22 protein-coding genes and 1 rRNA gene are annotated in these 23,745 nt (G+C 40.2%); 13 read left to right on the forward strand and 10 right to left on the reverse strand.

Annotated features, from left to right (window positions below; translation table 11 throughout):
- The 9 genes from ACFX4I_RS05410 to dnaA all read right to left on the reverse strand — a co-directional run.
- A 16S ribosomal RNA gene (locus ACFX4I_RS05410) occupies positions 1 to 152 on the reverse strand; the annotation flags it as partial.
- A 325-nt stretch (positions 153 to 477) separates the two neighbouring features.
- Positions 478 to 807: a hypothetical protein gene (locus ACFX4I_RS05415; RefSeq protein WP_283932450.1), complete on the reverse strand. Its 330-nt coding sequence runs from the start codon at positions 805 to 807 to the stop codon at positions 478 to 480.
- 128 nt (positions 808 to 935) lie between these two features.
- Complete coding sequence (gene gyrA / locus ACFX4I_RS05420) at positions 936 to 3,488, reverse strand: DNA gyrase subunit A (RefSeq protein WP_283932449.1); 2,553 nt, start codon at positions 3,486 to 3,488, stop codon at positions 936 to 938.
- A gap of 96 nt (positions 3,489 to 3,584) precedes the next feature.
- Positions 3,585 to 5,510, reverse strand: a complete 1,926-nt coding sequence (gene gyrB / locus ACFX4I_RS05425; RefSeq protein WP_230300324.1) for a DNA topoisomerase (ATP-hydrolyzing) subunit B — start codon at positions 5,508 to 5,510, stop codon at positions 3,585 to 3,587.
- A 75-nt stretch (positions 5,511 to 5,585) separates the two neighbouring features.
- Positions 5,586 to 5,849 carry an extracellular matrix regulator RemB gene (gene remB, locus ACFX4I_RS05430; RefSeq protein WP_377419559.1) on the reverse strand — a complete coding sequence of 88 codons (264 nt, stop codon included), beginning with the start codon at positions 5,847 to 5,849 and terminating at the stop codon, positions 5,586 to 5,588.
- Positions 5,850 to 5,861: 12 nt separating this feature from the next.
- Positions 5,862 to 6,980, reverse strand: coding sequence for a DNA replication/repair protein RecF (gene recF, locus ACFX4I_RS05435; protein ID WP_048687943.1), 1,119 nt, complete (start codon positions 6,978 to 6,980; stop codon positions 5,862 to 5,864).
- A 21-nt stretch (positions 6,981 to 7,001) separates the two neighbouring features.
- A complete protein-coding gene (yaaA, locus tag ACFX4I_RS05440; RefSeq protein ID WP_034316192.1) occupies positions 7,002 to 7,214 on the reverse strand; it encodes a S4 domain-containing protein YaaA in 213 nt (70 codons plus the stop codon).
- A gap of 220 nt (positions 7,215 to 7,434) precedes the next feature.
- Positions 7,435 to 8,571 carry a DNA polymerase III subunit beta gene (gene dnaN, locus ACFX4I_RS05445; protein ID WP_101223982.1) on the reverse strand — a complete coding sequence of 379 codons (1,137 nt, stop codon included), beginning with the start codon at positions 8,569 to 8,571 and terminating at the stop codon, positions 7,435 to 7,437.
- A 192-nt stretch (positions 8,572 to 8,763) separates the two neighbouring features.
- Entirely contained in the window at positions 8,764 to 10,113 is a 1,350-nt protein-coding gene (dnaA, locus tag ACFX4I_RS05450) for a chromosomal replication initiator protein DnaA (protein ID WP_057914144.1), read from the reverse strand.
- A gap of 932 nt (positions 10,114 to 11,045) precedes the next feature.
- Here dnaA and rpmH point away from each other — a divergent pair.
- The 11 genes from rpmH (at position 11,046) to ACFX4I_RS05505 (ending at position 21,454) form a co-directional block, all read left to right on the forward strand.
- Positions 11,046 to 11,180 carry a 50S ribosomal protein L34 gene (gene rpmH / locus ACFX4I_RS05455; protein WP_034316183.1) on the forward strand — a complete coding sequence of 45 codons (135 nt, stop codon included), beginning with the start codon at positions 11,046 to 11,048 and terminating at the stop codon, positions 11,178 to 11,180.
- A gap of 80 nt (positions 11,181 to 11,260) precedes the next feature.
- Complete coding sequence (gene rnpA, locus ACFX4I_RS05460) at positions 11,261 to 11,617, forward strand: ribonuclease P protein component (protein ID WP_076368512.1); 357 nt, start codon at positions 11,261 to 11,263, stop codon at positions 11,615 to 11,617.
- 175 nt (positions 11,618 to 11,792) lie between these two features.
- Positions 11,793 to 12,581 carry a YidC family membrane integrase SpoIIIJ gene (gene spoIIIJ / locus ACFX4I_RS05465; RefSeq protein ID WP_230300201.1) on the forward strand — a complete coding sequence of 263 codons (789 nt, stop codon included), beginning with the start codon at positions 11,793 to 11,795 and terminating at the stop codon, positions 12,579 to 12,581.
- Positions 12,578 to 13,198, forward strand: coding sequence for an RNA-binding cell elongation regulator Jag/EloR (jag, locus tag ACFX4I_RS05470; RefSeq protein WP_230300202.1), 621 nt, complete (start codon positions 12,578 to 12,580; stop codon positions 13,196 to 13,198). Before spoIIIJ ends, jag begins: the two co-directional genes overlap by 4 nt.
- A gap of 345 nt (positions 13,199 to 13,543) precedes the next feature.
- On the forward strand, positions 13,544 to 14,929 hold the full coding sequence (mnmE, locus tag ACFX4I_RS05475) for a tRNA uridine-5-carboxymethylaminomethyl(34) synthesis GTPase MnmE (protein WP_098370326.1): 1,386 nt from the start codon (positions 13,544 to 13,546) through the stop codon (positions 14,927 to 14,929).
- A gap of 21 nt (positions 14,930 to 14,950) precedes the next feature.
- Positions 14,951 to 16,837, forward strand: a complete 1,887-nt coding sequence (gene mnmG, locus ACFX4I_RS05480; RefSeq protein WP_377419561.1) for a tRNA uridine-5-carboxymethylaminomethyl(34) synthesis enzyme MnmG — start codon at positions 14,951 to 14,953, stop codon at positions 16,835 to 16,837.
- A gap of 29 nt (positions 16,838 to 16,866) precedes the next feature.
- Positions 16,867 to 17,583, forward strand: coding sequence for a 16S rRNA (guanine(527)-N(7))-methyltransferase RsmG (gene rsmG, locus ACFX4I_RS05485; RefSeq protein WP_309519577.1), 717 nt, complete (start codon positions 16,867 to 16,869; stop codon positions 17,581 to 17,583).
- A 381-nt stretch (positions 17,584 to 17,964) separates the two neighbouring features.
- Positions 17,965 to 18,825, forward strand: a complete 861-nt coding sequence (noc, locus tag ACFX4I_RS05490; protein ID WP_076368506.1) for a nucleoid occlusion protein — start codon at positions 17,965 to 17,967, stop codon at positions 18,823 to 18,825.
- Positions 18,826 to 19,084: 259 nt separating this feature from the next.
- Positions 19,085 to 19,846, forward strand: a complete 762-nt coding sequence (locus tag ACFX4I_RS05495) for a ParA family protein (RefSeq protein ID WP_230300205.1) — start codon at positions 19,085 to 19,087, stop codon at positions 19,844 to 19,846.
- Positions 19,839 to 20,699, forward strand: a complete 861-nt coding sequence (locus ACFX4I_RS05500; RefSeq protein WP_230300206.1) for a ParB/RepB/Spo0J family partition protein — start codon at positions 19,839 to 19,841, stop codon at positions 20,697 to 20,699. The genes ACFX4I_RS05495 and ACFX4I_RS05500 overlap by 8 nt, the downstream gene beginning before the upstream one ends.
- A gap of 53 nt (positions 20,700 to 20,752) precedes the next feature.
- Positions 20,753 to 21,454 carry a DUF554 domain-containing protein gene (locus ACFX4I_RS05505; protein WP_377419564.1) on the forward strand — a complete coding sequence of 234 codons (702 nt, stop codon included), beginning with the start codon at positions 20,753 to 20,755 and terminating at the stop codon, positions 21,452 to 21,454.
- Between the two features lie 56 nt (positions 21,455 to 21,510).
- On the opposite strand, the gene yyaC is transcribed toward ACFX4I_RS05505, so the two are convergent.
- Positions 21,511 to 22,146, reverse strand: a complete 636-nt coding sequence (yyaC, locus tag ACFX4I_RS05510; protein WP_230300207.1) for a spore protease YyaC — start codon at positions 22,144 to 22,146, stop codon at positions 21,511 to 21,513.
- A 390-nt stretch (positions 22,147 to 22,536) separates the two neighbouring features.
- Here yyaC and ACFX4I_RS05515 point away from each other — a divergent pair, with 390 nt between their 5' ends.
- Together ACFX4I_RS05515 and ACFX4I_RS05520 are read left to right on the forward strand one after the other, a co-directional pair.
- A complete protein-coding gene (locus ACFX4I_RS05515; protein WP_230300208.1) occupies positions 22,537 to 23,373 on the forward strand; it encodes a mechanosensitive ion channel family protein in 837 nt (278 codons plus the stop codon).
- 20 nt (positions 23,374 to 23,393) lie between these two features.
- The gene (locus tag ACFX4I_RS05520) at positions 23,394 to 23,591 is read left to right on the forward strand and encodes a DUF951 domain-containing protein (RefSeq protein WP_034316158.1); all 198 of its coding nucleotides are present in this window, start codon (positions 23,394 to 23,396) and stop codon (positions 23,589 to 23,591) included.
- Positions 23,592 to 23,745: the final 154 nt, after the last annotated feature.

Genomic DNA, 23,745 nt, shown 5'->3' on the forward strand with positions numbered 1-23,745 from the left:
AAGTTATCCCAGTCTTATAGGCAGGTTGCCCACGTGTTACTCACCCGTCCGCCGCTAATCTCAGGGAGCAAGCTCCCGTCGATTCGCTCGACTTGCATGTATTAGGCACGCCGCCAGCGTTCGTCCTGAGCCAGGATCAAACTCTCCGAAGAAATGTTTGACTTGCTCATTTGCTTTTTTGATAGTGTGTGCTCACTTAAAATTTAACGTTGGCGCTTTGTTTTGTTCAGTTTTCAAAGAGCAATTTGTGTCGTTCGTTTGTAAACGACTTTAATAATATATCAACTATATTATATTTTGTCAACAACTTTATTCTTTCGCTGTCGACTTAGTTATTATATCTAGTATCAGGAATAAAAGCAATAGTTATTTTAAAATAAATAATATACATGAATTCATAGATTTCAAATACTATGTTTACACTCCTGATTAAGCTGAAAAAGCTTACCTTTTAAGAGTAAACTTTTTCTTTAAACATTATAATATTTCTTCTATATATAATTCCCGATTAATCCCTAAATTAATAATTTGCTCACTATCCATCACCTTTATGACCGGTCTTGTTTCCGAGCCGGCATCAATAAAAATGATTTCAGCAATGAATCCATTGTTCAGTTTGCCCCTGCTTCCTATGAATAAATTAGCGAAGCTTGATAACAAGGTTTTAACTACCCCAATATCGAATTTACCAAAATCATCATGTAAGATCATTTCTAATACTTTAAACGGCGACTGTTTCTTTCTATAAGTCCTCTCGGAAGTCATGGCGTGAAATACATCTGCAACCGCAATGATTAGCATTTTCATTTTGAATCCCCTAAAAATGATAAGTCTTTTCACTCAAGTTCGAACACTCTTGAAATCAGTTTGAAATTCATCTTAAGCACAATAAAAAGACCCAGCTCAATTGCCTGGGTCTTTTTATTGTGGAAAGATTATTCTTCCGTATCTTTTTCAGTTTCTTCATTTTCTTCAATTACAGTAGGTTCAGAATCAGAATCTGGAGTCGTGACCGTTTCTATATCCATGTCTTTTTCTTCTTCTTCTTCTTCTTCTCTTCCTACGATGGCTACCGTCGATACATATTCATTATCAGCGGATTCGAGTCGGATGAGCTTAACACCCTGTGTATTACGGCCCGTTTTAGAAATGCCTTCGACTTCCATTCGGATCAATACACCAGCTGCTGTAATAAGCATCAAATCTTCATCTACACCCGTAACTGTTTTCACGGCTATAAGTTCACCATTTTTCTCAGTGACGTTACATGTTTTTATTCCTTTGCCTCCACGGCTTTGAATACGGTATTCTTCCGCAGAGGTCCGTTTTCCATAGCCGTTTTTCGTAACGATCAGGACTTCTTCATCATCTTCAAGAATTTCCATTCCGACCACTTCATCATTCGTCCCTAAGGAAATCCCTTTGACTCCCGCTGCAGTACGTCCCATTGTCCGTACATCCGTCTCAGGGAAACGAATCATCATCCCGGCTTTCGTTCCAATTATGATCTGTTTCTCTCCATTCGTAAGACGGACAGAAATCAATTCATCATCTTCACGTAAACCTAGGGCAATTAAACCGTTATTACGGATATTTGCAAAAGATGACAAAGGTGTACGCTTCGATATCCCATGTCTGGTCGTGAAGAATAAATACCAATCGTCAGCAAATTCCTTCACAGGTATGATTGCATTGACCCACTCGCCTTTATCGACTTCCAACAAGTTGATAAGCGGCAATCCCTTTGCCGTTCTACCATATTCAGGTATTTCATATCCTTTGGAACGATAGACTTTACCTTTGTTAGTGAAGAATAATAGAGTGTCATGAGTCGAAGTGGTTAATAAGTGACCGACAAAGTCATCTGTATTCGTGCCCATACCCTGTATTCCTCGACCCCCGCGTTTTTGACTGCGGTATGTGGTTGCAGGCAAGCGTTTAATATAACCGTTATGCGTAAGTGTCACGATTATATTTTCCTCTGGAATTAAATCCTCATCTTCCAGGCTTTCAAAGCCGGCTAATGTGATTTCGGTTCTCCGTTTATCATCAAAACGTTCTTTAATTTCAAGAAGCTCTTCACGAATAATTTCAAGAACCTTTTCCTCATCAGCAAGAATCGCTTTATATTCTGCAATTATAGCCATTAATGCCTGATATTCATCTTCAATTTTTTCACGTTCCAGACCTGTCAAGCGCTGTAAACGCATATCCAGGATAGCTTGCGCCTGTTTTTCGGAAAGTGAGAATTGTGTCATTAAGCCTTCACGGGCAATTTCTGTCGTTTGGGAACTGCGGATTAACGAAATGACTGCGTCCAAATTATCAAGTGCAATGCGCAAACCTTCTAAAATATGGGCGCGGGCTTCCGCTTTCCGTAATTCAAATTCAGTCCTGCGCCGTATGACTACCTGCTGATGCTCCAAGTAGTAGTGCAGGCATTGTTTTAAATTCAGCACTTTAGGCTGACCGTCCACCAAAGCAAGCAGATTGATTCCGAAGGTGGTCTGCATCGCGGTATGCTTATACAGGTTGTTTAAAAGGACATTTGCGTTAACATCCTTTCGAAGCTCCATGACAATACGCATGCCATTGCGATCCGATTCATCGCGTAAGTCGGTAATGCCTTCGATTTTCTTATCTCGAGCAAGTTCTGCAATTTTTTCAATCAATCTTGCTTTATTCACTTGATAAGGGATTTCCTTAACAAGGATTACCTGTTTACCATTGGGTTTCTCTTCAATCTCGACTTTCGCACGTTGAATGATTGACCCTTTTCCGGTTTCATAGGCCTTTCTGATTCCACTTCTCCCTAAAATCAAACCGGCTGTCGGAAAGTCCGGACCAGGGATATATTCCATCAACTCAGGAATTGTAATTTCAGGATTCTTGCTTAAAGCCAATACGCCGTCAATTACTTCGCCTAATTGATGGGGTGGAATATTGGTTGCCATTCCTACTGCTATACCAGACGATCCATTCACTAACAAGTTCGGAAAACGGGCTGGCATAACGGCTGGTTCTCTTTCTGAACCATCATAGTTATCTTGGAAATTAACCGTATCTTTATTTAAATCGCGAAGCAATTCCATCGAAATCTTTGACATTCTTGCTTCTGTGTACCTCATTGCGGCAGCTTGGTCTCCATCGACTGAACCGAAATTCCCATGACCATCGACAAGCATATAGCGATAGTTAAAAGGCTGCGCCATCCGTACCATCGTTTCATATACGGCTGAATCACCATGCGGGTGATATTTACCGATTACTTCCCCGACAATACGGGCAGATTTTTTAAATGGTTTATCCGAAGTCATTCCAAGATCATTCATTGCATAAAGAATTCTTCGGTGTACCGGTTTTAAACCGTCCCTTACATCAGGCAAAGCCCGAGACACGATAACACTCATCGCATAATCCAAAAACGATGTCCGCATCTCGGTACTTATATTTATTTCTTTTACACCTGATCTTTCATTTTCTGACATGGAGCCAACCTCCTATAAAAAGCTTATATCTCATTTAGTTTTAACTGTTCGTTCACTATGTAAAGAACAGGATGTAAAAAGCATCCTGTAGAAATATCAGATATCGAGATTTTTTACATAAATTGCATTTTCTTCAATGAAGTTACGTCGTGGTTCTACCTTATCGCCCATCAACATCTCGAAAGTTTCATCTGCCTCGGCAGCATCTTTCAAACTGACTTGAAGCAGCGTTCTCGTTTCAGGATTCATGGTCGTTTCCCATAATTGCTCTGGATTCATTTCCCCCAGCCCTTTATAACGCTGCAGGTTAGGCTTTGGAGTACTTGGCAAACTTGCAATGATTTCGTCAAGCTCGCGGTCATTATAAGCATAATCCACTTTTTTCCCTTGCTGGATCTTGAAAAGCGGCGGCTGAGCAATATATATATATCCGTACTCAATAATTTTTCGCATATACCGGTAGAAGAATGTCAACATCAGTGTTCTGATATGGGCACCATCCACATCCGCATCGGTCATGATGACAATTTTATGGTATCTAGCTTTTTCAATATTGAATTCATCACCAATGCCTGTTCCAAGTGCCGTGATGATCGTACCTATTTCTTCGTTATGAAGGATTCTATCCAATCTCGCTTTTTCAACGTTCAGGATTTTACCCCTTAGCGGCAAAATGGCTTGGAAATGTCGGTCCCGTCCTTGCTTCGCCGAGCCTCCCGCCGAGTTTCCTTCAACGATGTACAATTCACTGATACCCGGGTCCTTGGAAGAACAATCCGCCAATTTCCCCGGTAGATTGGATACTTCCAAAGCACTTTTCCTCCGGGTCAACTCACGTGCTTTCTTCGCTGCCATACGGGCTCTCGCAGCCATTTGCCCTTTATCTACAATTTTCCGGGCAACGGCAGGATTTTCGTATAAGAAGGCATCAAGCCGTTCCGAAAGAATGGAATCAGTAACCGTTCTTACCTCGGAGTTTCCAAGTTTGGTTTTCGTCTGACCTTCAAATTGTGGATCAGGATGCTTAATCGAAATGATTGCCGTTAAACCTTCCCGGACATCTTCACCTGAGAAATTGGCATCCGCTTCTTTTAAAAGACCATTTTTCCGTGCATAATCATTGATGACACGGGTCAAAGCAGTCTTGAATCCTGATTCATGTGTACCGCCTTCATAGGTATGAATATTATTGGCAAAAGAAAAGACATTACTGATATAGCTGTCGTTATATTGGAGAGCCAATTCAACAGAAATTCCATCTTTCTCGCCTTCCATGAAAATCGGTTCCTCATGCAATACCTCTTTAGAACGGTTCAAATGCTCAACATAAGATTTGATACCGCCCTCATAGTGGAAATCCCTGATTTTCTCTTCTTCTTCACGTTTATCTTCAATGATTAGCTTCAAGCCTTTATTCAGGAATGCAAGCTCACGGATTCGTGTGGCTAATGTATCGAAATCATATTCCAAGGTATCCGTGAAGATTTCACCATCAGGAATGAAGTGTACAGTCGTTCCGGTATGATCGGTTTCCCCAATAATTTTCAAATCTTCTTTAGGGATACCGCGGTTAAATTGCTGATAATGGATTTTACCTTCACGATGAACGTAAACTTCCAAAACCGTGGATAAGGCATTAACCACTGAAGCCCCAACACCATGCAGACCACCGGAGACCTTGTAACCCCCGCCGCCAAATTTTCCGCCCGCATGAAGGACCGTCATGATTACTTCTACAGCTGGGCGTCCCATTTTTTCATGGATGCCTACTGGGATTCCCCGACCATTATCGACTACGGTTATGCTATTGTCTTCTTCGATCGTCACTTTGATTTCCGTACAGAAACCAGCTAGTGCCTCATCAATACTATTATCGACAATTTCCCAAACAAGATGGTGAAGTCCTTTTGCAGAGGTAGTGCCGATATACATCCCCGGACGTTTACGAACTGCTTCTAAGCCTTCTAAAACCTGTATCTGATTCTCATCGTATGCCTGAGCTTGTACTTCTTTTTGTTCCATTGTCATTCGTATCACCTACACTTTTCTTTTGGCATTTATCAATTTTCAGGAGTGATTATAACGTTTAGCTACAATTCAAAGAGTATCTATATCATCGATTAAGAGCGATGACTGCAGTGAACGCTTTTTCAAAGTGGACGACGCAAGCGGTGAATAATATACCTGTTTGTCCGTCACTACAATCGATTTAACCGAGTTTTTTGCTAAATGGTAAGTTACATCAGACTTTTTCTCCAAAAATTCACTCATGATTGGAGAGGCCTGAAGCAGCTTCTTATCTAAAATGGCTATGACATCATCCGTTTTCACAAGAATGTCTTCACCAATATGGAGATACATTCATTCACCTCATCATTTAACCTTTTTTATACTTCCTTGACTAACATAAAAGGTGGACGCTTCTCTTAGGGTTTGATGATCGATTCCATCAACGGAGGGTGTCGTCACGAATGTTTGCACTTTCCCTTGTATCGTATTCAGTAAATGGGATTGACGGAAATCGTCAAGTTCCGATAACACATCATCCAATAATAAAATGGGATACTCGCCGATTTCTTCATGGATCAGCTCAATTTCGGCAAGTTTCAAAGACAGGGCAGTCGTACGCTGTTGTCCTTGTGAACCATATGTCTGGACATCGCGGTCATTCACAAAAAAAACCAGGTCGTCACGATGAGGACCTACCAATGTTACACCCCGTTCAATTTCCCTTGTTTTTATTTTATCAAATTTTTCTGTGTATACTTCTATCATTTTCGTCAAATCCATAGATTCTGATACATCAAGCGACGGTTTATATTGGATTTTCAATACTTCTAGATTTCTGGAGATCCCCGAATGAATCGGCTCTGCCCATTGCTGGAGCTTTAAAAGAAACTCGTATCTTCTTTCGACAATTTTCGCTGCATACTGAATAAATTGATCAGTCAGCACATCAAGCATCGTCGTATCCGTTTGTTTCCGGGTCTGCAGAAGCTTTAAGTAATGATTTCTTTGTTGAAGTATTTTATGATATTGGCTCATATCATGAAGGTATACGGGAGAAACCTGGCCAATTTCCATATCTATAAAACGGCGTCTGACTAGAGGACTTCCCTTTACAAGGTTAAGATCCTCAGGCGCAAACATGACCACATTCATATTTCCAACATATTGACTCAACTTTCTTTGTTCAATATGGTTGCACTTCGCCTTTTTCCCTTTTTTTGAAATGGTCAGCTCAAGTGGTATTGAGGTATTTCTCTTTCTAACTCTTCCTTCTATTTTAGCATACTCTTCATCCCAGCGAATAAGTTCTTTATCATTTGAGGTCCGATGGGATTTTGCCATTGCTAAAACAAAAATGGATTCCATGACATTTGTTTTTCCTTGAGCATTTTCGCCGAGGATTACATTGACTTTATTCTCAAAAGTCAGATTCAATTCGGTATAGTTGCGGTAATTTTTCAAACTTATATTTTCAATATACATATTCCGCTCTTCCCTTATGTTTTAGCTTGTAATTGTGTAGGTGCCAAATCCAGGAATCTCTATTTTATCACCTGATCTTAATTTCCTGCCCCTTCTCACGTCTAATTCGCCATTAATGTAAACCTCATATTCACTTAAGAACCATTTCGCCATTCCCCCGCTTTGGATCAAATCGGCCAATTTCAGGAATTGTCCAAGCGTAATATATTCGGTATTGATTTTTATGGAGTCCATTTCATGCCTCACTCATTTCTAAGTAGTCTTTAATATTTCATTTTACTAAATTAATCCCATTAAGACAAAGTATAGCTTTTTCAGTTCTTGTTTTTAGCGATTCAGCGTTCCGTACAGCATTGAAAAAACGCTAAAAACCCCTTGGAAACCTATATTTAAATATAAAAAAATTAAAGACCTGCTATACAAGCCTTTAATTTTTTTGAAATATTATTTTAGCTTAATAAGTCCTTACCGGAAGAATTAATTGCAGCATGGAATCATCATGTAGCGGGCGAATGACAAACGGACGCATTGCACCTGTGAAATTAATTTTTATATCGGAACCTTCCAATGCTTTTAGAGCATCCATTACAAATTTGGCACTGAATGAGATTTTCAGGTCTTCACCTTCAATGGCTTCTGCCTGAACCTCTTCAATTACTTTACCAATTTCAGGAGTGTTGGAAGAGACTTCGATTATACGGCCTTCCAGGGTTGTCAATTTGACGACATTATTTCTTCCTTCTCTCGCCAATAAAGAAGCCCTGTCGATCGCTTGAAGAAAATCTTTAGTGTGAACAGTCACATCCGTTTTGCTATCAGATGGAATCAAGCGTGATGTATCGGGATAATTCCCTTCAAGCAGTCTTGAGAAGAATAATAAATTTTCAGCTTTGAAAAGTACTTGGTTTTCGGTAATGACGATTTCAATGAGTTCGTTTGTATCATCAAGAATTTTACTTAACTCATTCAGACTTTTACCTGGGATTACAACGCTATAGGTCCCGTTAATTTTATTTTCTATTTTGGCTGTTCTCATTGCAAGCCTATGACTATCTGTTGCAATACAGGTCAATTCGTCATCTTGAACCTTCAAGTTTACACCTGTTAAGATGGGGCGTGTTTCTGACGTGGACACTGCAAAGCCAGTTTGCCGGATAAGGGTCTTTAAAAGGTCGGTTGGTAGTTTGAATATATTTTCTTCTTCAATGATCGGAAGATGTGGATATTCCTCAGGATCCAGTCCATTTAGATTAAATTCAGCTTTACCTGAGCGAATAATCGTTTGAAAGTTATTCTCCACTTCAATTTCTACAGTATCCATCGGCAGCTTTTTGACAATTTCACTGAAAAAACGGGCATTCAGGACAATACCGCCGCTACTTTTAACTTCAACAATCTCATCTCCGTCAACCTCAGCCGGGATGAATGATTGGATGGAGATATCTGAATCACTTCCTGTTAGGGTGACACCCTCACTAGTAACGCTTATTTTTATCCCCGTTAGAATCGGAATCGTCGTCCTTGATGTGACTGCTTTCATTACTTCTTGGACACTATGAACTAATCGATCTCTTTGGATTATAAATCTCATGTTTCATCCTCCAATTTTTTATTGCCGAATAGGCATATTTATTAATAATTTTTATTAAAAAAGATAGTAGTAATAGTAGTAGGGCCTGTTGATATGTGGATAAGTCCACTCAACCTAAGGAAAAACAGTCTATCCACATGTGGACAGACTGTGTGTAAGTAGTCATCAGTTATTCACATTATCCAGAATCTATTATACCCTCAACTGGTCCTGGATTTCTTTAACCTGACGTTGAAGCTGGGTGTCGGTTTGCATGAGTTTGGAGATTTTTTCATGCGCATGGATAACGGTCGTATGATCGCGACCTCCAAATTCATCACCTATCTTAGGCAGGGATGAGTCCGTTAACTCCCTGGAAAGATACATGGCAATCTGTCTTGGAAAGGCTACGGATTTTGTCCGTTTTTTCGCCTTGAAATCCTCAAGTTTGACACTATAATGTTCACCGACCGTCTTCTGGATTTCCAAGATGGTGATTATTTTAGGTTTGGAGCTAGGGATGATGTCTTTTAATGCTTCAGCTGCCAAATCGGCATTTATATCTTTATTAATCAATGAAGAATAGGCGACGACACGAATAAGTGCACCCTCCAGCTCACGAATATTGGAATCGATTTGGTTGGCAATATAGAGCATGACTTCATTCGGGATATCAAGGCCCTCAGCTTTTGCCTTTTTACGCAATATGGCAATCCGCGTTTCTAGATCAGGAGGTGTGATATCCGTGATCAAGCCCCACTCAAACCTTGAACGGAGGCGATCCTCGAGTGTAGGTATCTCTTTTGGCGGGCGGTCACTCGAGATGACAATCTGTTTGCTTTCTTCATGCAACGCATTGAATGTATGGAAAAACTCTTCTTGAGTTTGTTCTTTTCCCGCAAGAAATTGAATATCATCAATTAATAAAACATCCACGCTTCGGTATCTATCACGGAATTCCCCAGCTTTATTGTCCCGGATCGAGTTGATGAATTCATTCGTGAACTTTTCAGACGATAAATAAACGACCTTTGCATTCGGATTATGCTCAAGAACATAATGCCCGATTGCATGCATTAAATGAGTTTTTCCAAGACCTACGCCCCCGTATATGAATAAGGGATTATAGGCTTTGGCCGGAGCTTCTGCGACAGCGAGAGACGCGGCATGGGCAAAACGATTGCCGGAGCCGATGACAAATGTATCGAATGTATTTTTCGCATTCAGCATATGCTGTGGAAATGCAGCATGCTCTTTATCCTGTTTTTTTATCTTTTTAGGCTGAACAGGAACGGTAAAATCATCATCTTCTTGATTGGGGGGAATGATGAATTTTGCTTCCAATTCCTCACCGGTAAGTTCAAACAATACATCGGAAATAAGATGGGAATAGCGTTCTTCAAGCCAATCCCTGGCAAATTCATTGGGAGCGGTGACTGTTAAGGTATCACCTTGCAGTAAATAAGCCTTGGTTGATTTAAGCCAAGTTTCAAAGCTTGGTTTACTGATTTTTTTTTCAATTTTTCCGAGCGCCTGGTTCCAGAGGCTATCGATGTTATCCAAACTTATCCCTCCTTTGCAAAAAAATTTTAATAATTGTATCTAAATGTATAGGCACAAATAAACTCATCGATTGCCGTCTTTATTTTAATTTTGACAGCAATGGTTCGGTGAGCTGTATAAGGGATTTTGTGTTGTGTAATGTGAAGTGCCTAAAAACTATATCTTGCGCTGTACAACCTTTGTACAGACTACATCTGGTGATCCAGTGCAGATTTGAATGTTTATTCATCAACAGGTATTTTAGGAATTATATAATAAAGAAGAAAAAAGGGTTTTCGACAATATCCACCATCTGTGGACAGATTAATATACACAGGTCGAATAAACTATCCACAAGTTATACACAGTCTGTGGATAAACGTTCCCTGTTGATAAAGTTATTCAGAGTGAAAACACAAATATAATATCAGAAATTCAGGCGTCTTGCAATGGGTTAGAAAACTTTATCCACAACTTACCGAGCTTGTGGGAAAAACTTTTCCACAGGCCATTGTTATGTGCAAAAGTCTATAAAATGGTTTGTGGATAGAAAAAAACATGTCGAATTTTATCCACAGACCGTGATTATGGGCTCGAATTAATTTAACTTGAACCAAGTTGTTCAAGTCGGAAGACGCGCATGTGACAGATCGAAAGTGATTCAGGTTCATTCTCATTATTTGTCGAATGTTGTGTCGATCAAGAGAGGATTCATTGCGAATCTCATATTTGTGCTTATCGATAAAATGATGGAAATTTCCCTTTCCCCAAAAATTTCTATATCAGTTCGGAGCAAAATCATTTACAATAGGCTAGGTAGTAAAAAAAGGCCTACTGGACATTGAGCATTAAAAATGAAATATTTTTATGGATGAGGTTGACAAGTAGAAACCTCCATCTATATAATTGTAAAGACTGTCTTTAACTGTTATTCCTCAGGGAGGTGTCATATAATGAAAAGAACTTATCAACCGAATAACCGCAAACATAGTAAAGTTCACGGTTTCCGTGCACGTATGAGCACGAAAAACGGACGTAGAGTAATCGCTGCACGTCGCCGTAAGGGCAGAAAAGTATTATCTGCATAGACCACTGAAAAGTCTCAGTGGTCTTTTTTCGCAAAATAAGGGATTTACTGAGACTCAATTCATGTAATGAAGGTGTAAAAATGAAAAAAAAGTTAAGGATTAAGAAAGAGGACGAATTTCAGCTTGTGTTTAAAAAAGGTGAATCTTCTGCTAATCGGCAATTCGTTGTCTATGTCCTTGAAAAGCCGGGTCAGGATTATTTTCGGATCGGCCTTTCAGTCAGTAAAAAAATCGGGAACGCCGTTGTTAGGAACCAAATCAAAAGATACATACGGCAAGCGTTTTTGGAATTGAAAGAAGATATAGAAGAGGGTAAGGATTATATTGTGATTGCTCGAAAACCAGCGGCAGAGATGGACTTTTTCCAGGTGAAAAGCAGCTTGATCCATGTCCTGAAACGTTCTAAATCATTAAACTTTAAAAAGAAAAAACAATAAAGTCCCCTTATATCGAATAAGCACTCCTCGGATCATGTAGTTACTTGAGAAAGATGATATAGAAAATTCCGATTGTAAACTGTGGAAAAATTGGATTGCTTTCCCTTGAAATCTTCTAATGAACAGTTCACAATTGTTTCAAAAAAGATTGATTGCAGTTAGGAGGAAATTACGGTTGAAAAAACGAATATTACTCATTATTGGACTAGCCTCGATAATGATGTTGTTAGCAGGGTGTACGGAAATTAAAGAACCTATTACTGCGGAGAGTGAAGGTTTTTGGAATTCATACATTGTCTATCCATTATCAGCCCTGATCATTTGGCTTTCTGAAGCATTTGGCGAGAACTATGGTTTGGGAATCATCGGTGTTACACTTATCATTCGCTTAGCATTACTTCCATTAATGATCAAACAGGTGAAAAGCTCGAAAGCAATGCAGGCCATTCAGCCTGAAATGAAAGAACTTCAAGCAAAATACAGCTCAAAAGATGCTGCCACACAACAAAAACTACAGCAAGAAACAATGGCTCTATTTTCAAAATATAATGTGAATCCATTGGCGGGATGTTTGCCGATATTGGTGCAAATGCCGATTTTGATCGGATTTTACCATGCAATCAGCCGTACGGAAGAAATTTCTTTACATAGTTTTCTTTGGTTTGATTTAGGTTCCCCGGATCCTTATTATATTTTACCGGTCGTTGCAGGTATCACGACTTTTATTCAGCAAAAGATGTCCATGGCTGGAATGAACTCCAATCCACAAATGGCGGCACAAATGACGATGATGCTTTACATCATGCCAATCATGATTGTTGTTTTTGCTATTAAATTCCCCGCTGCTCTTTCTCTTTACTGGGTAGTTGGTAACCTTTTTGGTATCGTTCAAACATATTTCATCAAAGGTCCGGATCTTAGAAAAGCAGCTGCGGAAAACGCGGGAGGGGCAAAGAAAAAGTGAAAAAGGTAACTGCTACAGGACAATCTGTCGAAGAAGCAGTAAATTTAGCTTTAGCTCAACTGAACAGCACTAAAGATCGCGTGGAGATTGAAATAGAAGATGAAGGCAAAAAAGGATTTTTTGGTTTATTTGGTGCAAGGAAGGCCATTGTCCATGTGACATTGCCTGCAGATCCCATTGAAGAGACACTTGGGTTTTTGAAGAATGTCAGCGTGGAAATGGGAGTCGATGCACAAATTGATGTCACCCGTAAAGGGAAGAACGTAACATTCCATTTATCAGGTGATAAAATTGCATTATTGATTGGAAAAAGGGGTCAAACACTAAATTCGCTTCAGTATTTAGCGCAGCTGGTAGCAAATCGATATTCGAAGCAGTTTTTGAACATTACTGTAGATGCAGAAGATTATCGAAATCGCCGCAATGACACTTTAATCCAATTGGCTGAAAGAATGGCAAATAAGGCCATGAAAACAGGTAAAGCTGTTTCACTCGAGCCGATGCCATCTTATGAACGTAAGGTCATCCATAATGCCCTCTTGGATTATCCAAAAATAAAAACAACTTCAAGTGGGACTGAGCCATATCGCCACTTGGTCATTACTCCACTTAAATGAACCTTCTGCTTTTAAGCAGGGGTTTTTTTTTAGGCCATGAAATCGTTGTGTGTCGAATATTTTTTTTCAAAGTCTCAATTCAACAATAACTGACAAATTTCTTTTTATATTCTCTTGATTCGTAAAGGGAATGGAAGAAAGGGAAGCGGGCGATATTTGTTATTCACATGTGGATAAGCTAAAATGAATATTACAGAATATGGATTAATTGCATGTGGATAACTCTTTGAGAGCAGGAGTATCTACTTTTTTTCATGAATATACTGTGGTATTGTAGTAATTTAGGGATTCTACGATTTTATTAACAGGAAAAAATAGAACCATCAATATATAAGAGGTGAAAGCATGGAATTCGATACAATCACCGCTATCTCTACTCCCTTAGGGGAAGGGGCAATCGCCATTGTTAGAATCAGCGGTGATGAGGCCATAGAAATAGCCGATAGGATCTTTAAAGGACCAGGTGGAAAAGGATTGCTTGAAGTGAAATCACATACGATTCATTATGGCCACCTTATCCAGCCTAAAACAGGTGAAATCATAGAGGAAGTCATGGTTTCGGTCATGATGGGTCCAAAGACATTTACAAGAGAAGATGTAGTTGAAATAAATTGTCACGGTGGAATCGTTTCGGTCAATCGGGTATTGCAGCTTATTCTCTCACAAGGTGCTCGTTTAGCGGAACCTGGTGAATTTACGAAACGGGCTTTTTTGAATGGCAGGATCGATCTTTCTCAAGCTGAGGCCGTTATGGATTTAATCCGGGCTAAAACGGATAAAGCCATGAATGTTGCATTAGGTCAAATGGAAGGCCGGCTTTCAAAATTAATCCAAAACCTGCGTCAAGAAATTTTACAGACCCTCGCTCAAGTTGAGGTAAATATAGATTATCCGGAATATGATGATGTCGAAGAAATGACGCATCGTTTATTTTTGGAAAAGGGCAGTTATGTGAAGAATGAAATAGAGAAACTGCTTCACACGGCCCAACAGGGGAAAATACTTCGGGATGGGCTTGCGACCGTTATCATAGGGCGCCCTAATGTCGGAAAATCTTCTTTGCTTAACAGCTTAGTTCATGAAAATAAAGCGATCGTCACTGATATTCCAGGTACAACACGGGACGTAATCGAAGAGTATGTCAATGTTCGCGGTGTACCGCTTAAACTTGTCGATACGGCAGGAATTCGCGAAACGGAGGATATCGTTGAACGAATTGGAGTTGAACGGTCCCGTGCAGTATTAAAAGAGGCTGATTTAATATTGCTTGTATTGAATTATTCCGATGATTTCACTACTGAAGATGAGAAACTATTTCAAGCGGTTGAGGGTATGGATGTCATCGTTATCATCAATAAAACCGACCTTCCACAAAAAATCGATATGGCAAAGGTTAAGGAAAAGGCGGCTTCCCATAAAGTTGTTACGACTTCATTACTGGAGGATCGAGGGGTCGATGAATTGGAAGAAGCCATCGCTTCTTTATTTTTCGAGGGTTCTTTAGAAACGGGAGACCTGACCTATGTTTCCAATGCCAGGCATATAGCTTTGCTGGGACAGGCATTACAGTCTATCGAAGATGCAATCGATGCTATTGAAATGGGTACTCCGGTTGATTTGGTTCAAATCGATTTCACGAAAGCATGGGAGCTACTTGGAGAAATCATTGGCGAAAGCGTTCAGGATAATTTGATCAACCAATTGTTCTCTCAATTTTGTTTAGGAAAATAAGCGTAAAAGGAGGAAAAGGATATGCAGTACGAAGCAGGTAGCTATGATGTCATTGTTATTGGTGCCGGTCATGCTGGCAGTGAGGCAGGCCTTGCAGCCGCAAGAGTCGGAGCTAAAACGTTGATGATCACCATTAACTTGGATATGGTCGCCTTCATGCCATGCAATCCATCCGTTGGTGGGCCGGCAAAAGGGATAGTCGTTAGGGAAATTGACGCTTTAGGCGGAGAAATGGGAAAAAATATCGACAAGACCCATATTCAAATGAGGATGCTAAATACGGCCAAAGGTCCGGCTGTTCGTGCATTGCGGGCGCAGGCAGATAAATTTCTCTATCAACAAGAAATGAAAAAGACGATAGAAGACCAAGAAAATTTAACATTGATTCAAGGAATGGTAGAGGAATTAATTGTTGAAAACGACGTATGCACAGGTGTCATCACTAAAACAGGCGCAGTGTACCGTGCGAAAACTATCGTAATCACTACTGGAACATATTTACGCGGTGAAATCATTTTAGGGGAACTGAAATATTCAAGCGGCCCTAATAATCAGCAGCCTTCCATCAGGCTTTCTGAACATTTAGAGCAGTTAGGATTTGATTTGGTCCGTTTTAAAACAGGAACGCCGCCACGCGTGAATAGCTCTTCCATAGATTACAGCAAAACGGAAATTCAGCCTGGCGATGAAGTGCCGCGTGCATTTTCTTATGAAACGACAAAGTTCATAACGGATCAGTTGCCATGCTGGTTAACGTACACGAATGAGGGGACACATCAGCTCATTGATGAGAATCTACACCGTTCACCAATGTATTCCGGAATGATTAAAGGAACTGGGCCGCGTTACTGTCCATCGATTGAAGATAAAGTCGTACGTTTTAATGATAAACCAAGGCATCAAATATTCCTTGAACCTGAAGGTCGCAATACAAAGGAAGTTTATGTGCAAGGTTTATCTACAAGTTTGCCTGAAGATGTACAAGTGAAAATCCTGCAAACAATTCCTGGACTTGAAAAGGCGGAAATGATGCGCGCTGGATATGCAATTGAATATGATGCTATCGTTCCTACACAGCTATGGCCTACACTTGAAACGAAGAAAATCAAAAATCTTTATACTGCTGGCCAAATTAACGGGACATCCGGCTACGAGGAAGCTGCAGGACAAGGATTGATGGCCGGTATTAATGCAGGATTGAATGCATTGGGTAAAGAAGAACTGATTTTAAGCCGTTCGGATGCCTATATTGGAGTTCTCATTGATGACCTTGTAACGAAAGGCACGAATGAGCCATACCGATTGCTGACTTCACGTGCAGAATATCGTTTATTATTGCGTCATGATAATGCTGATTTACGCTTAACCGAAATTGGATTCAATATCGGAATGATCAAAGAAGAACGCTACAATCGATTCCTTATGAAAAAAGAAGCGGTTGAAATGGAAAAGGAACGACTGAAATCAAACTTCATCAAACCGACCAAAGAGGTACAAGAAGTCATTACTGCAAGTGGCGGCAGTGAGTTAAAGGATGGAATCCGGGCCTCCGATTTATTGAAACGGCCTGAAATGGATTATTCCCATATTCAGAAGTTGGCGCCAAGTGATGCCGAACTGAGCGATGAAGTGACGGAACAGGTCGAAATCCAGATCAAGTATGAAGGATATATCGAAAAATCCTTGCAGCAAGTCGATCGCCTGAAAAAAATGGAGAATAAAAAGATTCCAGAGAATATCGATTATGATGCAATTTCTGGTCTTGCAACGGAAGCACGTCAAAAATTAAAGCAGGTCCACCCGCTATCAGTAGCTCAGGCTTCAAGAATTTCCGGTGTGAATCCCGCTGATGTTTCCATTTTGCTTGTTTATTTGGAACAAGGAAAGATTGCCAGAGTATCTCAGTAATGGAAATACCCGAAAAGGATTGAAAAGACATGAATATTGAACAGTTCCAACAAGCACTGTTGGGGAAAGGGATCGAGCTTTCTCCTCAACAGCTTGATCAGTTTGACACTTATTATCGATTATTGGTGGAATGGAACGAAAAGATGAACTTAACAGCCATCACTGATAAAGAAGAAGTTTATCTTAAGCATTTTTATGATTCAATCAGTGCAGCCTTCTATTTTGACTTTAACAAATCATATCGAATTTGCGATGTTGGGGCTGGAGCTGGATTTCCGAGTATTCCATTGAAGATTTGTTTCCCTGATATCCACGTCTCGATTGTGGATTCCTTGAATAAGCGAATTTCTTTTTTGAATCACCTTGCGGATTCCCTGCAATTAAAGGGAGTTTCCTTCTATCATGACCGGGCGGAAACCTTCGCCCAAAAACAGGAGCATCGCGAATCCTATGATATTGTCATGGCAAGGGCAGTAGCCAGGATGTCCGTTTTAAGTGAACTATGTTTGCCGCTCGTTAAACTGGATGGGACGTTCATTGCCATGAAAGCGGCTAGTGCACAAGATGAAATGGACACAGGGAAGAAGGCCATTTTTACGTTAGGCGGAAAAATTGAAGAAATTCATCCTTTCACATTGCCAGAGGAAAATAGTGAAAGAAACATCATTACTGTAAAAAAAGTGAAGAAGACTCCTAAAAAATACCCGAGGAAACCAGGGACACCGAATAAGCAGCCTATTGAATAATCTCTGTACGATGAGTAAGTTTTCATAGTAAGCGTAGATGATTCAGATATATATGGCTGGTGCTTGCCCTTATTTTCTTTTACTATAAATGTATGACCTTATTATTTTCACTCAATACTGCATTTGCCAACAAGAAGGCATTTTCGGTACATGTCAAAACTTGTGCCCTTAGCTTGCTGATTCAGGGAAATAATTTTGGGCAAGCCGGCCGATATTTATAATAACTGGCCGTCCATTCCTCATTATTGCCTTGATGGCGCCAGTCGACATGATTTTTACAGTGAAGGGCCATATGTATAACCATGTCGGGAAATGTATGCAGGACTTGTCCTTTAAATAGAGAATATGTTATTTGGGAGTTTTAAAAGGTGGTGTAGGAAGATGAAGCATCCTTTTTCGCGGTTCTTTGGGTTTGGCGAAAAGGAAGAAGAGCAACTAGAGATGGAGACACCTAGCAATAATAATGAAGAGATAAGAAAAATTTCCATTTCTGATATTGTGCCTAATCGATTTCAACCAAGGACCGTTTTTAATGACGATAAAATTGCCGAATTGGCTCAAACGATCCATACACATGGGATCATTCAACCAATTGTTGTAAGGGCTTATGGTCAGGGAAAGTATGAAATCATTGCAGGTGAGCGTCGTTTTCGAGCCATGCAAAAGCTTGGCTGGGAATTGGCACCCGCTATAATCAAAGATTTCACCGATACAGAAACGGCTTCCGTTGCGCTGATAGAAAACCTTCAGCGTGAAGAACTGACACCGATTGAAGAAGCTTTGGCTTATGGAAAACTATTGGAGCTGCATAGTTTAACACAAGAAGCTCTGGCACAAAGACTGGGAATAGGTCAATCTACCGTGGCGAATAAGCTTCGGCTGCTTAAGCTGCCCCAGGAGGTTCAGGATGCACTTCTTCAAAAGCAAATTACGGAACGCCATGCCCGCTCGTTGATACCGTTGAAGAGTCCTGAAAAGCAGCTTAAACTGCTTTTGGAAATCATCGAAAAAGGGTTAAACGTCAAACAGACCGAAGAGCAGGTCGTCAAGCTCTTGACGGGTACTGTGCAGAAGCCGAAACCTAAGCGAAAAGCGTTTAGTAAAGACATGAGGATTGCCGTGAATACCATACGCCAATCACTCAATATGGTTACAGACAATGGAATAAACTTGGATGCAGAGGAAGAAGAATTCGAGGAGTATTATCAGTTCACGATTAAAATACCCAAGAAAAAAACTTGATTCCCTATCCTTACCCGCTTGGTAGTCTCCGATTACCAAGCTTTTTTTATTTTCGCGCCAAAACTGGTATTTCCACCTTAAAAACATTCAACTTTTCCTGGATTTTTAATGCTTTTAGATATATTTCAAATTTTAAGAGGAATTTCAGAAAACGATTTCTTCCAGTAACATTCATGATAAAATAGAAAGAAATAAATGGATTTACGGTAAAAGTCAATAGATAAAAGCGTGATGAAGATAGTTGAAAGCGGGTGAATTCGTGGGTAAGATTCTCGCCATTGCCAATCAAAAGGGCGGTGTTGGAAAAACGACAACTTCTGTCAGTCTAAGTGCTTGTCTTGCATACATAGGACAGAAAGTCTTAATGGTCGATATTGACCCGCAGGGAAATGCGACAAGCGGTGCAGGTATTGATAAAGCAGATGTGGAACAATGTATTTATGATGTATTGGTTGATGATATCGAGGCCAGTACTGTCATCATGGAAACAAAGGTAGAAAACCTATATGCCATACCTGCGACAATTCAACTTGCAGGTGCGGAAATTGAACTTGTTCCAACCATCTCAAGGGAAGTCCGATTAAAAAGGGCGTTAGAAGAGGTGCAGGGACAATACGATTACATTGTGATTGACTGCCCTCCATCATTGGGTTTGCTTACGCTTAATGCTTTAACGGCCGCCGATGCAGTTTTGATTCCGGTACAATGTGAATATTATGCATTGGAGGGTTTGAGTCAACTATTGAATACGGTCCGCCTCGTCCAAAAGCATTTGAACCATGATTTGAAAATCGAGGGTGTGCTATTGACGATGTTGGATGCAAGAACGAATCTAGGTCTCCAGGTCATAGAAGAAGTCAAAAAATACTTTCAGGATAAAGTCTATCAAACCATCATTCCCCGCAATGTCCGTTTGAGTGAAGCACCGAGCCATGGAGAACCGATAATTATATATGATCCAAAGTCACGAGGGGCGGAGGTCTATCTAGAACTGGCAAAGGAAGTGGTATCAAATGGCTAAAGGACTTGGCAAAGGACTTAACGCACTTTTCAACAGTGGGGAGATCAGTAAAGATGAAATCGTGCGAGAAATCAAATTAAGGGAATTAAGGCCAAATCCTTATCAGCCCCGAAAGAGCTTTCGGCTTGAAGCTATAGAGGAATTAAAGCAATCCATCATGGAACACGGGATATTACAGCCGATTATTGCCCGGGAAAGCATTAAGGGATATGAAATCGTGGCTGGGGAAAGGCGTTATCGTGCTGCCAAGGAAGCTGGTTTAAAGACAGTTCCGGTCGTTGTGAGGAAATTGAGCGAACAGCAGATGATGGAACTGGCGATTTTGGAAAACCTGCAACGGGAAGATTTGAATCCGATCGAGGAGGCTGTCGCTTATCAAACGCTTCTTGAAAAATTGGAATTCACCCAGGAGCAGTTGGCCAATCGGCTGGGGAAAAGCCGACCCCATATAGCAAACCATGTTAGATTGCTATCTTTGCCTGAAGGGATTAGGAGATATATCTCGGACGGGGAAATTTCCATGGGGCATGGCCGGGCATTGCTAGGTTTAAAGAAAAAAGAGATGCTTAAGCCGGTAGCGGATAAAATCCTCAAAGAAGGAATGAATGTCAGACAGCTAGAGCAATATATACATCAATTGAATGATACCGTTTCACGTGAAACTAAACCTAAGAAACAGGAAAAAAAGGATATCTTCATAAAGCAACGGGAGACAAGTCTGCGTGAAAGACTAGGAACGAGCGTAACGATAAAACAAAGCAAGAAAAAAGGAAAAATAGAAATAGAATTCTTTTCAAAAGAAGATTTAGAGAGAATTTTGAACTTGATCGATCAAGAGAACCTATCCTCTTAGATCCCCTTTATGAAAAGATCGTGACGACATATGCAGAAAATTAGGTGGATGAGATGGTATTATTAGGGGCTTTGGTGAATGGTGCCTGCATTTTAATCGGTTCGATTTTAGGAAGGTTTTTACAACATATACCTGAAAAGATAAAAGAAACGGTCATGAGCGGTATTGGTTTGGCCGTCATGGTCTTAGGTTTGCAGATGGGCTTTAAAAGCGATAATTTCCTTGTTGTCATTTTAAGTATTGTAGGAGGGGCTGTCCTCGGTGAATGGATGAATCTTGAGGTCAGGCTAAATTCTTTAGGCAATTGGCTTGAACGCAGGATGAAAGCGAAGGAAGGAATTTCGATATCTCAGGGGTTTGTAACGGCTACTCTCATATTTGGCATTGGAGCGATGGCCATCATCGGTGCCCTGGATAGCGGTATCCGGAATGATCATGACGTTTTGATAACAAAAGCGATCATCGATGGCTTTACGGCATTGGTCCTTGCCAGTACGCTTGGCATAGGTGTGCTTTTTTCAGCATTTCCGGTCATTCTTTATGAGGGGTTCATAGCGATTTTTTCAAGGCAGATCAATACGATGATCCCAACTGCTTTAATGGATTCCTTCATACTGGAAATGACGGCAACTGGGGGAGTCATGATTTTGGCGATTGGTTTGAATATTATCGGTCTGACAAAAATAAGGGTGGCAAATCTGCTTCCGGGCATAATGATCACCGCCATTCTGGTTACTTTCATGTATTATGTATAAAAAAAGAAGGAAGGGGTTGGCCTCTTCCTTCTTTTTTTATGATAAGCAAAAAACGATCAAAGGGTTTTTTCTTGCTTGAATGACCATGTGAAAGGAGTGATGGAAGGTTTTATTGGATAATGATTTTGTGCTTCATAAATCCCCTCGGCAATGGTTTTGGCCATTTTTAGCACAAGATTAAGACGCGTGTTCTGCAAGACCATGAACTCCATGAATCCACTTACATTCACGATTCCTGTAATATGGGCATTTCCGACGGATGGAAGATCTTTATTGACCCCAGCCCCTGGCTTCACTGGGCCCTGGCCGATTTGAACGATGCCGACGCTTTTCATTTTCCCTAAGCAAGCATCGATTCCGACGATAAAGGGATTGGCATGCATCTTTTTGATTTCATTTAATTTTTCCTGTAAATTCATCGCATGTATAGGGTCATCCAGAGTACCATAAACATGGAATGAAGAAGAAACGTTTTCAGCTTTTTCACTAAGCAGAGTGCCGACAAGTGGTCCGAGTGAATCGCCTGTGGAACGGTCCGTGCCTATGCAGACGATGACGATTGGTTGGAGCTTTCCGGTTGGTAGGAGGTTGATTAATTCCTGGGAAATTTGTTTGGCTGCATCCGTATCTTCATGCAGGATGCGACTTAATCTATTTTTATTATTATTAAATAGACTAGAATTCAGATTCATCGGCTCAACTCCTTTACTTTATTTGGTATTACAGTATACGGATAAAAATAGGAAAATATACGGTATTTAACATTATGGATGAGGGAATTTTTTGTAGAACATGCAAACAGGTGAAGGGGATATGAATCGACGTTATCCTCTACCAATTGTTTTCATTTATACTTTCTAGTAAATAATTACTTTAATATTTGGGAAAAAACTTCTAATTCTTTTATCTATATACCCAAATTTTTTTTGTACAGAAACCATTATTTATTGATAAAATAGAGAAAATCGCTCTACTTCATGGTTATCTCGATGCATGAAGGGTAGAGGAATCGTCTATATGGGAAAAAATCATATAGACGATATAAAAGATTTGCAGTTAATTGCATTAGGCAGGAGGAAAATATGGAACGCATTTATGATAACGTTACAAAAGAGATATTGGATGAAAAGATATGGCTGCTGATGGGCGAGGGGATTATTAAAATCTTCCTTGTTCTGTTGTTATCGCGTATTATTATTACAATAGGAAAGACTATTCTGAATAAATTTTTCAAAGCACGTTTAAGGAGTCCCATTCGGGTATCGGAGCGCAGGGAAGCGACACTCATTAAATTGCTCGAAAATATCATTACCTATGTCATCAATTTCATTGCCTTAATGATGATTCTGGAAATTTTCGGACTTGAAGTAATGCCATTACTCGCTGGTGCCGGTGTTCTCGGTTTGGCCATTGGGTTTGGTGCTCAAAGTTTGGTCAAGGATATAATTACAGGATTTTTCGTTATTTTTGAAGATCATTTCTCGGTTGGGGATTATATTAAAATCAATAATTTTGAAGGGGAAGTCATTGAAATCGGGCTTCGTACAACGAAAATTAAAAGCGGTGCAGGTGAATTGCACTTCATACCCAACGGCAGCATCATCCAGGTCACGAATTATTCCATTTTAAATAGTATGGCTGTTGTTGATGTGACCATACCTAACGATGGATCGGTCGAGCGTGCTGAGAAGGTGCTGGTGGACCTTTTAAACAGTATGGAAGGCAAATACGATGCATTGATCAAAACACCTGAATTTTTGGGAATTGAAAAAATTAGTCCTGAAGAAATCGTCTTTCGGATTAAAGCGGAAACAAAGCCGATGCATCACATTGAAATCAGTAGGATATTAAGAAATGAAATGAGTGCTGCGCTTGATTCAAGTGGGATTAAATCTACGTACAATGGCAGCGAGTCATAGGAATTAGGGGGCTCATGGTTATGGAAGAAAAGGAATTTGCACTTAAGGATATTGTGGAAATGAAGAAACCGCATCCCTGTGGAGTGAATAAGTGGAGAATTATACGGCTCGGTATGGATATCCGGATAAAATGTGAAGGGTGCGGCCATAGCGTGATGCTGCCTCGACGTGAATTCGCGAAGAAAATGAAAAAAGTTCTGCAAAAGCATGAGGAGTGATCATGCTTTTTTTTTTGGAGTGAAAGTAGTCCTGCGTTTATCATGATTTACTTGTCTTTTTAGGAAGCGAAATCTATAATTGGGAAAGGTTTAGGTAATTGGAGGGTCTTTATAGAAGATCAGTTCTTTTCCCATATGTACGAATCATCTTGAA

The organism is Peribacillus sp. YIM B13472, assembly GCF_042788005.1.
Taxonomy (GTDB): Bacteria; Bacillota; Bacilli; order Bacillales; family DSM-1321; genus Peribacillus; species Peribacillus simplex_E.